This window comes from Leifsonia sp. T36S-04 (assembly GCF_042465655.1).
Lineage (GTDB): Bacteria > Actinomycetota > Actinomycetes > Actinomycetales > Microbacteriaceae > Leifsonia.
Genome location: NZ_CP146286.1, coordinates 2,257,148 through 2,269,616 on the forward strand (window position 1 = coordinate 2,257,148; position 12,469 = coordinate 2,269,616).

Genomic DNA, 12,469 nt, shown 5'->3' on the forward strand with positions numbered 1-12,469 from the left:
CGAGAGTCTCAGCGTACGTGCCCCCGCAGGAACCGTCCGGCGCGATCGACCGCCTCCGCCGCTTCGGGCGTACCGGCGTTCAGCTGATAGACGTGCGGGAGGCCCTCGCCGACCTCGAGAACCGCATCCACCCCCGCAGCCGTGGCGGCGGCAGCCAGTCGCTCGGCGTCGCTGAGGAGGAGGTCGGCTGTCCCCGCCTGGATCAGCAGCGGCGGGAGGCCGGCGAGCGGAGCGAACAGCGGTGACGCCAGGGGCGTCGCCGGATCGGCACCGTGCAGGTAGTCGGCCGCCAATTGCCGCAGGAGCTGCGGGGTCGAGATCGGATCCTGATCGACGCGTTCGGTCAGGGACGCGCCCGAGCTCGTCAGGTCGACGGTCGGCGACATCAGCACCGCGGCCGCCGGCAGTTCCGCGTCCGCGTCCCGCAGGGCGACGAGGAGGGATACGGTCAGCCCTCCACCGGCGGAGTCTCCCGCGACCGCCGAGCCGGTCGCGGCGTGGGCCGCCGCCAGCCACGACCACGCCGACCGGACGTCGTCGAGCGCCGCCGGGAACGGGTGCTCCGGGGCAAGCCGGTACTCGAGGAACAGGACGCGCATCCCGGCCGCCCTGCCCAATCGCGACGCGAGTTCCCCGTCGCTCGCGAGTGACCCGAGTTGGAAGCCGCCCCCGTGCAGGAAGAGCAGCACGCGTCCTGCGTCCGCTCCGGGAGCGTCGAGCCAGTATGCACGAGTGCCCTGGCCGCCGATCTCGCCAGCCGCGACCTCCTCCACCCGCACGTCTCCCGGGATCGGATGGAGGGCGTCGGCGGGCACGAATGTCGCGCGCGCCTCGTCGACGGAGGGCGCAGGCCGCCCGGCGTTCGCGGCCCGCCGTTCCCACAGCGTGGCGAGGACCGCCCGCATCTCCGCGCTCGGCATCGCGACCCCCTCACCGTGCGTCGTCAGGCGGCACCTCGGCAAGGCGTCCGGTGTTCACGTCGTAGAGGAACCCGCGGACGGGGATCTCCGGCGCGATCCACGGGTGCGAGCGCACCTTGCGCATCTGCTCCCGCGTGTTCTGCTCGGGGTCCGTGAAGGTGAAGAAGCTGGCCGGGGCGATCGGGTACTCCCCCGTCTCCGCGCGCAGGCGGCTCTCCAGTTCGTCCCCGGAGAACCGCGTCAGGCCGCAGTCGTTGTGGTTCATGATCATGATCTCCTGCGTGCCGAGCATGCGGGTGGAGACGATCAGCGAACGGATGGAGTCGTCGTCGATCACGGTGCCGACGTTGCGGATCAGGTCCACATCCGCGTCCGGCAGTCCCATCAGCTGGACGACGGCCGTCAGTCGCGGGTCGGCGCACGTGACGATGGCGATCTTCGGCGCGGGAGGTCCGCCGCGCGCCTGGTCGAATCCTTCGGAGAGCCGCGCGCTGGCCTGCAGCGCGTCGTCGATGATGCTCATGGCGTACCTCCCGGTCGCGTACCTCGCGCGCCGCACGCGCTCGGTCTGAGCACACGCTACGACCGCAGCAGCAACGCGGGAGCGTCGGCTTCCCCTCAACTTGCCGCCGACGTGCCCCGCGCCCGGCCGGCGAGGTGCGAGTAATGGTCGGAAAACGAGCGGAATAACCGCAACTACTCGTACCTCGCGGCTCGCGGCCCGCAGGGCGCGGGGACGCGCGGCCATTCGGGTGGGGCGAGGTGCGAGTAATGGTCGGAAAACCGGTCGAATAAGCGCAACTACTCACACCTCGGCGGCCGGCGGGGCGCGAGGGGCGCTAGGGGGCCGGGGTGGGTGACGGAGTCGCGGGAGGCTCGGTCGCGGGAGGGGCGCTGGGCGCGGGCGGCGCGGGCGCCGGTGCAGCGGTCGAGCCGGGAGCCCGCGGACGTGGTGGCGGGCGAAGGTGCGGCCGGCGCCGGGGTGCCCGTACCGCCTCCGCCCGACGCCCCGGTCGGCTTCGGTGCCGGAGTCGACGTCGTCGACGTCGCCCCGCCACCGCTGCCGGCCGGCTTCGCGGCCGGGTCCTTCTGGATGATCGCCTTCAGCTGCTGTTGGTACGCGAGCAGCCGGCTCTGGATGTCCGACGCCGAAAGTCCCTGCAGGTTACGTGAGAGCGCCATGATCTCCGACCAGAGCTCGCTGACGCCGCTCATGGTGCCGGGGCTGAGCGGGCGGGACAGGGTGAGCACGAGCTGGTCGGCCACCGCGGCGGTGAGGCAGTTCACGCATCCATAGTTCGCCGCCACGGCGAGGTTCTGCGGAACGATCACGTGCGACTGGCCGACGATCAGGACCACCTGGAAGGCCACCGCCACCGTGGTGCATCCGTTGCAGTGGGCGAGCGCATACGCGGAGTTCGTGTTCAGCGCCGCCGCGCCATCCTGAACCCACACCAGCGCGAACGCCACGTCGTACACCACCGAACCGTCGGCGGTGTTCACCGCCAGCGCCTGATTGTCGCCCGCGCGCGGCGGCTTCGGCTTGTCGAAGGGGAAGACCCACGACGGCGCGCGGCCGTCGCGCGGAACGAGCACCATCGCGAGCTGCGGATGCCCGGCCGTTGGTCGAGCGGCCCCCGCGGGCCACACCGTCTGCAGCCGGCCTTCGCCCCCGGCGGTCAGACGACCGGTCTGGGTCGCCACCGGGGACAGCACGTCGCCGATCGTCCCGCGCTCGTACGCCTGGATCGGCCGGTACGCCTGCGGCGTCGGCCACCAGGCCCACGCGAGACCGGCCACCATCGCCAGCACCAGCACGACCGCGGCGGCGCGGCGTCCCGGGCGGCCGTGGGTGCCGGAGCGCAACCGGCCCAGCCCCGTCCGCGCGAGGCGGAACAGGATGTACAGCGTTGCCAGGATCGGGATGGCCGTCGCGGCCATGAGCACGAGCTGGGCTCCGGCGTCGGCCAGGTCTCCGCGGGAGAACGCACGGGCGAGGAGGCCCGCTCGACCGCTCAGTGCGACCCACGCCGTACCGAGCACGCGGGGCAGTGTGAGCACCATCATGAGGAGCGAGAACAGCAGCAGCGGAATGACGACGAGCACCCAGGTGCTCACGACGGCCCGAGCCCACGGCTTCAGTGTGCGGCTCTCGGGGCGGCCCCACCGCCACGGCAGCAGCCCGAGGAGTGTCGGACGGATGCGCTGGAAGAGGTCCGGGACGCCGGTCAGGTCGGCCAGCACATGGTATCCGTCGAAGCGGACCATCGGGAGCAGCTGGTGCACCATCTGCAGCACCTGGGTGAGGACCACGAGAAGCAGCGCGTCATATCCGGTCGCCCACCAGATCCCGACGATCACGACGGCGACGATCGCGTTGAAGTACAGGCCGCCCAGGTCGGTGCGCACCCGTCCCGCGCGGCCGAGCCGGTAGGAGTCGGTGACGTCGGTGAAGAACGCGGGCCAGAAGAGGTACAGCCCGAAGCCCATGCGTCCGGGCGGCGCTCCGCCGTAGCGGGCCGCGGCGGCGTGGCCGAACTCGTGGAACCCGGCCGAGAGGATGGTGACGGCCACGATCAGCAGGAGCACGCCGGGGTCTTGGAACGCGTGAGAGGTCGCGGCCGCGAGACCCTCGACGAGGAACAACCACCAGCAGACCGCGAGGAAGACGCAGACCACCGGGACGACGACGAGTGGATGGAACAGCCGGGCGAAGGGTGCGGTGACCCGGCGCGTGACGTCCGGGTCGGTGATCTCCTTGCGGAGTCGGAGCGCGAGCAGCGGATCGGAGCGCTTCAGCTCGGGTTCGGAGCCGTCCGGCTGCGTCAGCAGGCCGAGGGGCCGAAGCGACGAGTCCACCAGCTGGGCGACATCGGCGGGTTGCACGAGCCGCCCCGTGCGCGCGCTGACGCGTGCGGCGATCTCGGCGACCGTGCTCCGCCCATCCACCTCGTCCAGGGTCGCGTAGAGCAGCGGGGTGAGCTGGAGCGTCTGGCCGTCGATGCGCCGGGCCAGCGACGGAGGCTCGCGGTAGCCCGAACCGCGCATGGCTCCGAGCAGTTCTATGCCGCTGGCGCGCGCCGGGATCTCGTCTGCGCGAGCGGGAGCGCCGCCCTCGGATCGCTCGTGGACCGCATCGAGTGCGCCGGCCGGAGCGGTGTCGTGCTCCGGCCGGCGGTCCGGGGTGATCGTCACGTGCGATTACTGCTGGATGGTGGACTGCTGCCCGGCGGTGGCGTCGGCCGTGCCGGTGATGCTCTGGTCGATGACCACATCCTGGTGCGAGACCGCTGCGGCCTGGCTGCCGATGGTGCCGATGTTGGCGGCGACGCTCGCGTCGATGGGCGCGGCGACGTTCGCATTGGCGGCGACGGCACCGTTGATCGGGGCCGCGATGTCGGCGTCTGCCGCAGCGTTCACGTTCACGTTCAACAGGCTGCCGTCGGTCAGCGAGCCCGGGGTCGTCGCGGCCGGTGCCGGAGCCGGGGCCGGGGCCGAGGTGGAGGTGTCGGCGGCCGGAGCCATGTCGCTCGTCTGCTGCGAGTTCGCGATGGCGTCGGCGGCGATCCCCTGGTGGATGGCCGCGGCCTGGTCCGAGCCGGCGACGGCCGTCGAGCCTTCGGAGAGCACGTTCGCTCCTGCGGAGGCCTCGATCGGCGCTGCGACGTTGGCGTTGGCCGCGACGCCGAGGTCGACGGGGGCCGCGAGTCCCAGGCCGAGGTTGAGGTCGGCATTGAGGTCGAGGATGGACGCCACCTCCTTGTCGGGGAGCGCCGTCACCCCCTCCGCGGCGAGTTCGTCGGCCGAGAGCGGTCGGAGTTCGGTCTGGTCGGTTTCGTCGTTCACGTCAGACTCCTGTCCGGCGCGGGTGCGCCTGATCGGGTACGGGTGCACCGGTCGCTGACGACCGGCAACGGCGAGAACGGTAGGCCCGCTGACGTAAAGGTGAAGGGCGTTTTCCAAAGCACCTGTGTGTGCTATTCGCAGACAGAACACGATGGACAATGCGGGGTCGGTGGGTACTATCCGGTGCATGGAATATCGTCACCTCGGATCGACCGGCCTCCGCGTCTCCACCGTCAGCCTCGGCACCATGGGTTTCGCCGGAACCGGTTGGGCCAGTCCGGTCGGCCACATCGATGTGGAAGGGGCGCGCCGCCAGATCGACATCGCCCAGGAGGCCGGCGTCAACCTGATCGACACCGCCGACGTCTACTCGGATGGCGCCTCGGAGGAGATCCTCGGCAAGGCGCTCGGTGCGAATCGCGACCGGATGCTCATCGCGACGAAGGTGCGCGGCGGCATGGGCGAGGGCCCCAACGACGGCGGCCTCTCGCGTCACCACATCATCGAGGCCGCGGAGGCCAGCCTTCGGCGGCTCGGCACCGACCACATCGACCTGTACCAGCTGCACGGCTGGGACGGATCCACGCCGCTCGAGGAGACGCTGTCGGCGCTGGACGACCTCGTCCGCTCGGGCAAGGTGCGCTACATCGGCGCCTCCAACTTCTCCGGCTGGCATCTCATGAAGGCACTGTGGGCCTCCGACAAGCGCGGCTATGAGCACTTCGCCAGCCAGCAGATCTACTACTCCCTGCAGTCCCGCGACGCCGAGAACGAGCTGGTGCCGATCACCCTCGACCAGGGCCTCGGCATCCTCGTCTGGAGCCCGCTGGCCGGCGGCCTGCTCACCGGGAAGTACCGCCGGGGTCAGGATGCGCCCGAGGGTTCACGCCGTTTCGAGGGCTGGAGCGAGCCCCCCATCTACGACGAGGACCGCCTGTATAACACCATCGAGGTGCTGGTCGCGATCGCCGAGGAGCACGACGCCTCCCCCACGCAGGTCGGGCTCGCGTGGACGCTCGCGAAGCCGGGCGTCACGTCCGTGATCGTTGGCGCCCGCACCGAGGAGCAACTGACCGACAGCCTGGGAGCGGCGGAGCTCACGCTGACCGACGCGGACATCGCGCGCCTGGATGAGGCGAGCGCGACCCCGCTGCCGTACCCGTACTGGCACCAGGCCAACACGGCCGACGGCCGGTCGGGCGCCGCCGATCTCAGCCTGATCGGGCGGCACATCCAGGCGGACTGACGGGGAGGCGCTACTGCAGGCAGAACTCGTTGCCCTCCGGGTCGCGCAACTGGTAGTAGTGCTCCTTCGCCGGGCCCCACTCCTGGTCCACCAGCCGGACCACCGTGGCGCCGAGCGCGACCAGGCGATCCTTCTCGGCGTCCAGCTCCTCGTCCGTCGGAGGGCGGCCCTGTACCGCCTGAACGTCGAGATGGAGTCGATTCCGTCCGGCCTTCGGGCCGTCCGCGTGGTGGAAGAAGAGTCGCGGACCGCTCCCGTCGGCGCTCTCGGCGAGCCCGCGTTTCGCGAGGTCATCGTCGGTGAGGCCGCTGGAGAGCAGCATCTCCCGGAACTCGCCGTCGATGCGCTGCGGCGGATACCGGAACACGCCGGCCCAGAACTCCGACAATCGCTGGGGATCGTCGGCATAGAAGACGATGTTTCCGAGGGTCGCCATGGGTTCTCTCCTTCAGTGCGTGAGTGTGCCGCTCAACCGTATTTCCGGATCCAGCGGAAGGTCAGCCGGCAGGCGATCAGGCCGAGCACCAGCCAGGCGGCAAGGACCACTGCGATCCACCCCAGCTGCCAGCTGCCGCTCGGCTCCCGCGAGACGAAGTCGGCCGGGAGGAAGACGCTCCGCATCCCTTGCGCGATCCATTTCAGCGGGAAGATCGACGCGATGTTCTGCAGCCACGTCGGGAGCAGGTTGAAGGCCAGATAGACGCCGGAGATGAACTGCAGCACCAGCACGATCGGAATGACCACCGCCGTCGCCGACTTGCCCGACCGCGGGACGGCGGACAGCGCGATTCCCAGCACGGCCGACGTCAGGATGCCCAGCAGGTAGATCCACGCGAAGCGCGCCCACGCCGAGGGCTCGGTCGGGAGGGCGACCCCGAAGACGAACCGCGCCACCAGGAGCAGCAGCGCGATCTGCAGGATGCTGGTCGCCAGCACCTGCCCCATCTTGCCCAGGAAGTACGACACGACCGGCAGCGGTGTGCCGCCCAGTCGTTTCAGCGTCCCGTCGCCTTTCTCGGTCGCGATGTCGACGGCGAGGTTCTGCACGCCGCTGAGGAGGATGCCCGCCGCGATCATCGCGGGCAGGTAGTACGCCGCCTGAGTGATGCCTCCCGAGCCGTCGGGCGCCGCCCCGACGTTCCCCAGGCCCTGGAAGGCGACGGAGAAGATACCGAGCATGGCGACCGGGAACAGGAAGGTGAAGAAGATCGTGTCGCCCTGGCGGAAGTAGATGCGGGTCTCGTAGCGGGCGCGCGCCAGCCCCAGCGGAATCGTGCTCAAGCGACGCCCTCCGCTTCCTGAACGAGCTCGAGGTAGATGTCTTCGAGGCCGGGACGGATGACCTCGAGAGCGTCCGGCTCTCCCCCTGAATCCTGGGTCAAGCGGGCGACGAACTCGCCAGGGCGATCGGTGCGCCGCTCGCGCTGGACACCGGACGCGTCCCGCCAGCGGACGATCGGGACCCGAGCGGCCGCTCCCCCGATCCGGTCGACCTGCCCGATGTCGACGAGGACGCCGCCCACGATCACCGCCACCCTGTCGCTCAGCTGCGCGGCCTCGTCGAGGTAGTGCGTCGTCAGCAGGATGGTCGTCCCCTCCCGTTTGAGGGTGCGGATGAGGTCCCAGAACTGGCGCCTCGCCTCGGGGTCGAACCCGGTGGTCGGTTCGTCGAGGAAGAGCAGCTCGGGCCGCCCGACCATCCCGAGCGCCACATCCAGCCGCCGCCGCTGGCCGCCCGACAGGTTCCGGATGCGCGTCTTCGCCTTCTCCGCCAGCCCGACGGCGACCAGCAGCTCGTCCACATCACGGCGGTTCGGGTAGAAGCGGGCGAAGTGCGCCAGCTGTTCGCGGACCGTCACATCGGCGGCCTCCCCACCGGACTGGAGGACGATGCCGATGCGGGACTTCCACGCCGACCCACCCGTCTTGGGATCCACTCCCAGCACGCTGACCTCGCCGGCGGTGGCGTCGCGATACCCCTCGAGGATCTCGATGGTCGTGCTCTTCCCGGCCCCGTTCGGGCCGAGCAGCGCCAGCGTCTCGCCACGGCCGATGTCGAAGTCGATACCGCGCACCGCCTCGTACGTGCCGTACGACTTGCGCAGCCCCCTGACGGACACAGCACTAGGGCTCGAAGCGATCACAGCGCCATCATGGCCGACCTCTCGCGCGCCCGTCTAGGTGACGCCGGGGCGCAACCTGCGACGCGCGACTCGACTTCGCGCTGCCCGCGCGTACGTTCGCGACATGAGCCTCACCCTGGTCACGCTGACGCCCGCCCAGTCCCTCGGGATACCGGTGGCGCTCGTCGGTTCCGTGTTCCTTGCGGTCGGGGCCCAGTTGCAGCAGCGCGGCGTCGCGAAGGTGGAGGCTCAGCCGGGCGAGGGCAAGCGGAGCACCCTCGGGATCGGCCAGCTGCTCGCTCTCGCGCGGCGGCCGTCCTGGCTGCTCGGGACCGTGTGCCTGGGCCTTGTCATCCTGTTCCAGCTGTTCAGCCTGTTCCTCGCACCGCTGACCGTGGTGCAGCCTCTCGGAGCACTGGCGCTGGTGATCACCGCGGTCCTGAATGCCCGGGTCACGAAGGTGAAGCTGGACGCACCCTCCATCCGCGCGATGGCCTTCTGCGTCGTCGGCGTCGGGCTCTTCGTCGCGGTGGCAGCGCTGACGACGACGACCCAGCCGATCCAGGAACCGCAGCTGATCGCCGTCGTGGCCATCCTGGTCGTCGTCCTGGTGGCCCTCGGCATCGTCTTCGGGCTGCTGCGGAAGCGTCTGACCCGGATCTTCTACGTTGTCGCGGCCGGAGTGCTGTTCGGCTTCGTCGCGACCCTCGCGAAGGTTCTGATCGGACGCATCCAGACGATCTTCGAGGCGCGCTTCCAGCTGGTCGCCGCCGACTGGCTCACCCTCGTCTGCCTGGTCGGCCTGCTCGCCGCGGCCATCCTCGGCACCTACTTCGTCCAGACGGCGTACTCCTCCGGATCGCCCGACGTGGTCGTCGCGGGCCTGACCGTGATCGACCCGATCGTCGGGGTCACGATCGGCGTCGTGGTGCTCGGCGAGGCCGCGCACGCCCCGCTCTGGGCCGGCTTCGTGTTCGTCGTCGCGGGGGTGCTGGCGATCTTCGGGGTCATCCAGGTGTCGCGGAGCGGAGCGCGGCTGCATGGAGACGATACGACGCGGAAGCGAGACCCGGCGGAGCCGTCAGCGAGCGTGCGCTGACGGAGCACGAACGCCGTCGCCGTCAGGATCGGTGCATCGCGCGGCGACGCGGTGCGGTCCTCGCCAGGAGGGCGCCGAGCGCGACTGCGCCGATCCCGGCGAGCCACCAGGCGCCGACCGATGAGCCGGTGTCGGCCAGCTGAGCGCCTTCTACTGCGAGTGCGTTGGAAGCCCCGGCCGCAGGTCCGACTGGTGCGGGTACCGCCGCCGCAGGGGCGACCGCCGTGGTGTAGATCGCGGAGACGTCCGGGGCCGTTCCGTTGGAGGCGGTGATGGTGAACGTCGCGCTGCCGGCGGTTGTCGGGGTACCCGAGATCACGCCGGTCGATCCGTTCAGCTGCAGGCCCGCGGGGAGCGTGCCCGCAGTGACCGCGTAGGTGGCCGCGGGTGTGCCGGATGCCGTCACCGTGTAGCTGTAGGGAGTGCCGACCACACCGTCGGTCGGCGTGCCGGACGTGATGGCAGGGCTGCCGGTGACGACCGGTGCGGCAGGAGCCGCGCATCCCTGCGGCAGGGTGACCGTGTTGTCGTCGAGAGTGACCGCCGCGGTGCGCGCGAGCAGCCGCCCATCGATGGCCGCGCCGGTCGTCGCGGTGATCGCCTGGTCGGCCATGACGGTGCCCACGAACAGTGACGAGCTCCCGAGAGTGGCGGAGCTTCCGACCTGCCAGAAGACGTTGCACGAGGTGGCCCCGCCGGTGAGCGTGATGGTGCTTGCGGAGCTGGTGATCAGGGTGCTCGCTGCCTGGAACACCCAGATCGAACTCGCACTGCCCGCAAGCGTGAGGTTGCCCGAGAGCGATAACGCTCCACCGGAATAGACGCCGGGGGTGAGGGACTTGCCCGTCAGGTCACCGAGTCCGGACGTGGTCGGAGTCAGTCCGGCGGCGTTGTTGAAGGCGGTCGTCAGGTCTCCCTGGGCCTGCGCTGCGAACGCGTCCGTCTGGTGGACCGTGCCCGTCAGGCTGCCGTCGGGCGGTCCGCCGAAACCGGTGATCGACGTCCCGGGGCTGACCCCGATGTCCGCATTGATCACCGAGGGGCCGGTATTCGTGACGGCGCTGGCTCCCAGAACGCCGAAGCCGGTGGCGTTGCCGAGGTCGATGGGGCCGCCGATCGTGGTGGCTGCCTGCGCACCGCCCGCGGCGACGAGCGCCAGCGAACCGCCCACTGCGAGTGCGATCAGAATCAGCTGCGGTCGAAACGAACGAGAACGTCGTGTGTTCACGGGCCATCCCTCGGTTGGGAAAGGTTTGTGAACAGAATGCTGTACCGCTCGGTCTACCTCTACTGGTTGATGTTTAGCAGGCCGTGTTCCGGAAACCTAGGAAAGGACCTTGATTCACAGGAACCCGCGTCGGGCCGACTTATCGCGCGACCGTCGCGAGTCGGCCGAACCCTGCGCTCCACAAGCCGCCGCCCGTGAGAGCCGCGTAGGCGATGCGCTCGACCGACGATGCGTGGGCCCGGAGTGGCTCGGCCACGACGCGCTCGGGCGTCGAGCGGAAGACGAACTTCGCGAGGTCGCGCGCCCCCTCCTCGCTCGCCGGCGCCGGAGTCCAGTCGAAGCGGTCGACGAAGCGCCTGAGGTTGCTGGACGCCGGCAGGCCACTGAGCCGCTCGTCGAAGATCCAGCTCTCGCAGATCAGCGGAGCGCCGTCGTCGAAGGTGCGCGCAGCCCACGCGAGCGACTCATCCACCGCAGCGGGATCCAGTGGCCCGAGCTCCGGGATGTGGATGTTCCGTCCCTGTTCCCCCGCCTGCCGCTCGAACTGCAGCCGGCCGAGCGCCACCACCTCGCCGCTGAACACCATCAGCAGCCAGCCGTCGTCGACCAGGTCACCATAGGTCTCCACTTTCCGCGGGACGTCCGCGAGCGAGGCTTCAGCGACCGACGCGGGGAAGCCCCGGCGCACGAACGCGGCGACGGCCTCGTCGTGCAGTTCCGCCATCGCCGCCATGAGCTCGTCCCGATCGACACCGGGAACGGGCTGCGAACGCCCGGTGGCAAGCATCGACCGCAGCGCAGCCGTTGCGTCGTCCACCCGCATCCCGCTCATCGGGCTTCCTGCCCCGCGTCGAAGTAGGCCACCAGGTCGTCGTCCAGCGCAGGCACCGGGAGCGCACAGCCGTCGCCGCGCAGGGAGGCCGTGGCCGTCACGCCCGCGGCCACCGCGTTCCTCGCGGCCACCGGTGAGGTGTCAGTGGCGCCTCCCCGCCGCACGAATTCGAGGAATTCCGAGATCATGAGCGCGTCCGCCCCTCCGTGGCCGCCGATCCCGCCGTCGACGACGAACGTCTCGTCTGCCGGCGCCGCGCCCTCGTGCCGCCGGTTCCACAGGCGCACCTCCGAGCCTTCCGTGTCACCGAAGTTCTCGATACGGCCCTCGGTTCCGATGACCGTGTAGTTGCGCCAGTAGTCCGGGGTGAAGTGGGCCTGCTGGTAGGAGGCGAGCGCTCCGTTGTCGAGCACCATGTTGACCTGCGAGATGTCCTCGACGTCGATCACGGGGTTGAGGCCTTGCAGCGACGTGGGCGGCCAGTTGTCCAGACTGAACCAGTCCTGCATGCGCTCCCCCGACCGGTCCCGACGGTCCGTCAGGTCGCCGTACACGGCGAGCGCGCCGATCGCCTGCACCCGGCTCGAGAACCCGCCGGCGAGCCAGTGGATCACGTCGATGTCGTGGGCGCCCTTCTGCAGCAGGAGGCCCAGCGACTTCGACCGGTCGGCGTGCCAGTCCTTGAAGTAGTAGTCGCCGCCGTTTCCGACGAAGTGCCGGCACCAGACGGCCTTGACCTCGCCGATGCGGCCCTCGAGGATGAGCCGGCGCATGAGCGTGACCACCGGCATGTGACGCATGTTGTGCCCGACGTAGAGGCGCGAACCGGTCCGGTACGCGGCCTCCAGGATGCGGTCGCAGTCGTCGATGGAGATCGCCAGCGGCTTCTCGCAGAACACCGCCAGACCCGCCTCCAGCGCCGGGATCGCGACGGCGGCATGCCGGTCGTCCGGCGTCAGCACCATGACCGCGTCCAGCCCGAGGCCCAGCAACTCATCAAGGCTGTCGGTCACCAGCGCACCGGGGAAGTCCTCGCGAGCGCGAGCACGCGGACCCTCGTCGAAGTCGGCCACGGCGACGACGACCGAGCCCGACACCGGGCGGTGCGCCTCGCGTGCCACTCCGCCGCGGTTGCCATAACCGATCACGCCGATCCTCACGTCCGTCATGTGTTC

At 70.2% G+C, this 12,469-nt stretch carries 12 protein-coding genes; 2 read left to right on the forward strand and 10 right to left on the reverse strand.

Features of this window, described 5'->3' with window-relative positions; translation table 11 throughout:
• Window positions 1-8: 8 nt before the first annotated feature.
• The 4 genes from P3F85_RS11025 to P3F85_RS11040 all read right to left on the reverse strand — a co-directional run bounded on the left by P3F85_RS11025 (window position 9) and on the right by P3F85_RS11040 (window position 4,766).
• Window positions 9-920 carry an alpha/beta hydrolase gene (locus P3F85_RS11025; protein ID WP_374007475.1) on the reverse strand — a complete coding sequence of 304 codons (912 nt, stop codon included), beginning with the start codon at window positions 918-920 and terminating at the stop codon, window positions 9-11.
• Window positions 921-930: 10 nt separating this feature from the next.
• A complete protein-coding gene (locus P3F85_RS11030; RefSeq protein WP_374007477.1) occupies window positions 931-1,443 on the reverse strand; it encodes a beta-class carbonic anhydrase in 513 nt (170 codons plus the stop codon).
• Between the two features lie 278 nt (window positions 1,444-1,721).
• Window positions 1,722-4,115: a hypothetical protein gene (locus P3F85_RS11035; RefSeq protein ID WP_374007478.1), complete on the reverse strand. Its 2,394-nt coding sequence runs from the start codon at window positions 4,113-4,115 to the stop codon at window positions 1,722-1,724.
• A gap of 6 nt (window positions 4,116-4,121) precedes the next feature.
• Window positions 4,122-4,766: a peptidoglycan-binding protein gene (locus P3F85_RS11040; protein WP_374007480.1), complete on the reverse strand. Its 645-nt coding sequence runs from the start codon at window positions 4,764-4,766 to the stop codon at window positions 4,122-4,124.
• Window positions 4,767-4,953: 187 nt separating this feature from the next.
• Between P3F85_RS11040 and P3F85_RS11045 the strand changes: the two genes are divergently transcribed.
• Entirely contained in the window at window positions 4,954-6,012 is a 1,059-nt protein-coding gene (locus P3F85_RS11045; RefSeq protein WP_374007482.1) for an aldo/keto reductase, read from the forward strand.
• Between the two features lie 10 nt (window positions 6,013-6,022).
• Here the strand turns inward: P3F85_RS11045 and P3F85_RS11050 are convergent, their stop codons facing one another.
• The 3 genes from P3F85_RS11050 to P3F85_RS11060 are packed head-to-tail and all read right to left on the reverse strand — an operon-like array spanning window position 6,023 to window position 8,132.
• Window positions 6,023-6,448, reverse strand: a complete 426-nt coding sequence (locus tag P3F85_RS11050) for a VOC family protein (RefSeq protein ID WP_374007484.1) — start codon at window positions 6,446-6,448, stop codon at window positions 6,023-6,025.
• Window positions 6,449-6,480: 32 nt separating this feature from the next.
• Window positions 6,481-7,293 (reverse strand): ABC transporter permease, encoded by an 813-nt coding sequence (locus tag P3F85_RS11055; RefSeq protein ID WP_374007486.1) that lies wholly within the window; start codon window positions 7,291-7,293, stop codon window positions 6,481-6,483.
• Complete coding sequence (locus tag P3F85_RS11060) at window positions 7,290-8,132, reverse strand: ABC transporter ATP-binding protein (RefSeq protein ID WP_374007488.1); 843 nt, start codon at window positions 8,130-8,132, stop codon at window positions 7,290-7,292. Before P3F85_RS11060 ends, P3F85_RS11055 begins: the two co-directional genes overlap by 4 nt.
• Before the next feature lie 127 nt (window positions 8,133-8,259).
• On the opposite strand from P3F85_RS11060, the gene P3F85_RS11065 reads away from it, so the two are divergent.
• Window positions 8,260-9,234, forward strand: coding sequence for a DMT family transporter (locus P3F85_RS11065; RefSeq protein ID WP_374007490.1), 975 nt, complete (start codon window positions 8,260-8,262; stop codon window positions 9,232-9,234).
• A gap of 22 nt (window positions 9,235-9,256) precedes the next feature.
• On the opposite strand, the gene P3F85_RS11070 is transcribed toward P3F85_RS11065, so the two are convergent.
• From P3F85_RS11070 to P3F85_RS11080, 3 genes are all read right to left on the reverse strand, one after another.
• Entirely contained in the window at window positions 9,257-10,405 is a 1,149-nt protein-coding gene (locus P3F85_RS11070) for an ice-binding family protein (RefSeq protein ID WP_374007492.1), read from the reverse strand.
• A 196-nt stretch (window positions 10,406-10,601) separates the two neighbouring features.
• A complete protein-coding gene (locus tag P3F85_RS11075; RefSeq protein WP_374007494.1) occupies window positions 10,602-11,294 on the reverse strand; it encodes a hypothetical protein in 693 nt (230 codons plus the stop codon).
• On the reverse strand, window positions 11,291-12,463 hold the full coding sequence (locus tag P3F85_RS11080) for a Gfo/Idh/MocA family protein (protein WP_374007496.1): 1,173 nt from the start codon (window positions 12,461-12,463) through the stop codon (window positions 11,291-11,293). Before P3F85_RS11080 ends, P3F85_RS11075 begins: the two co-directional genes overlap by 4 nt.
• Window positions 12,464-12,469 lie beyond the last annotated feature (6 nt).

What these genes read in the sequence shown, in the direction of transcription:
- P3F85_RS11025 (WP_374007475.1), bottom strand. Translation starts at nt 920, where the DNA reads ATGCCGAGCGCGGAGATGCGGGCGGTCCTCGCCACGCTGTGGGAACGG.
- P3F85_RS11030 (WP_374007477.1), bottom strand. Translation starts at nt 1,443, where the DNA reads ATGAGCATCATCGACGACGCGCTGCAGGCCAGCGCGCGGCTCTCCGAA.
- P3F85_RS11045 (WP_374007482.1), top strand. Translation starts at nt 4,954, where the DNA reads ATGGAATATCGTCACCTCGGATCGACCGGCCTCCGCGTCTCCACCGTC.
- P3F85_RS11050 (WP_374007484.1), bottom strand. Translation starts at nt 6,448, where the DNA reads ATGGCGACCCTCGGAAACATCGTCTTCTATGCCGACGATCCCCAGCGA.
- P3F85_RS11065 (WP_374007490.1), top strand. Translation starts at nt 8,260, where the DNA reads ATGAGCCTCACCCTGGTCACGCTGACGCCCGCCCAGTCCCTCGGGATA.
- P3F85_RS11075 (WP_374007494.1), bottom strand. Translation starts at nt 11,294, where the DNA reads ATGAGCGGGATGCGGGTGGACGACGCAACGGCTGCGCTGCGGTCGATG.
- P3F85_RS11080 (WP_374007496.1), bottom strand. Translation starts at nt 12,463, where the DNA reads ATGACGGACGTGAGGATCGGCGTGATCGGTTATGGCAACCGCGGCGGA.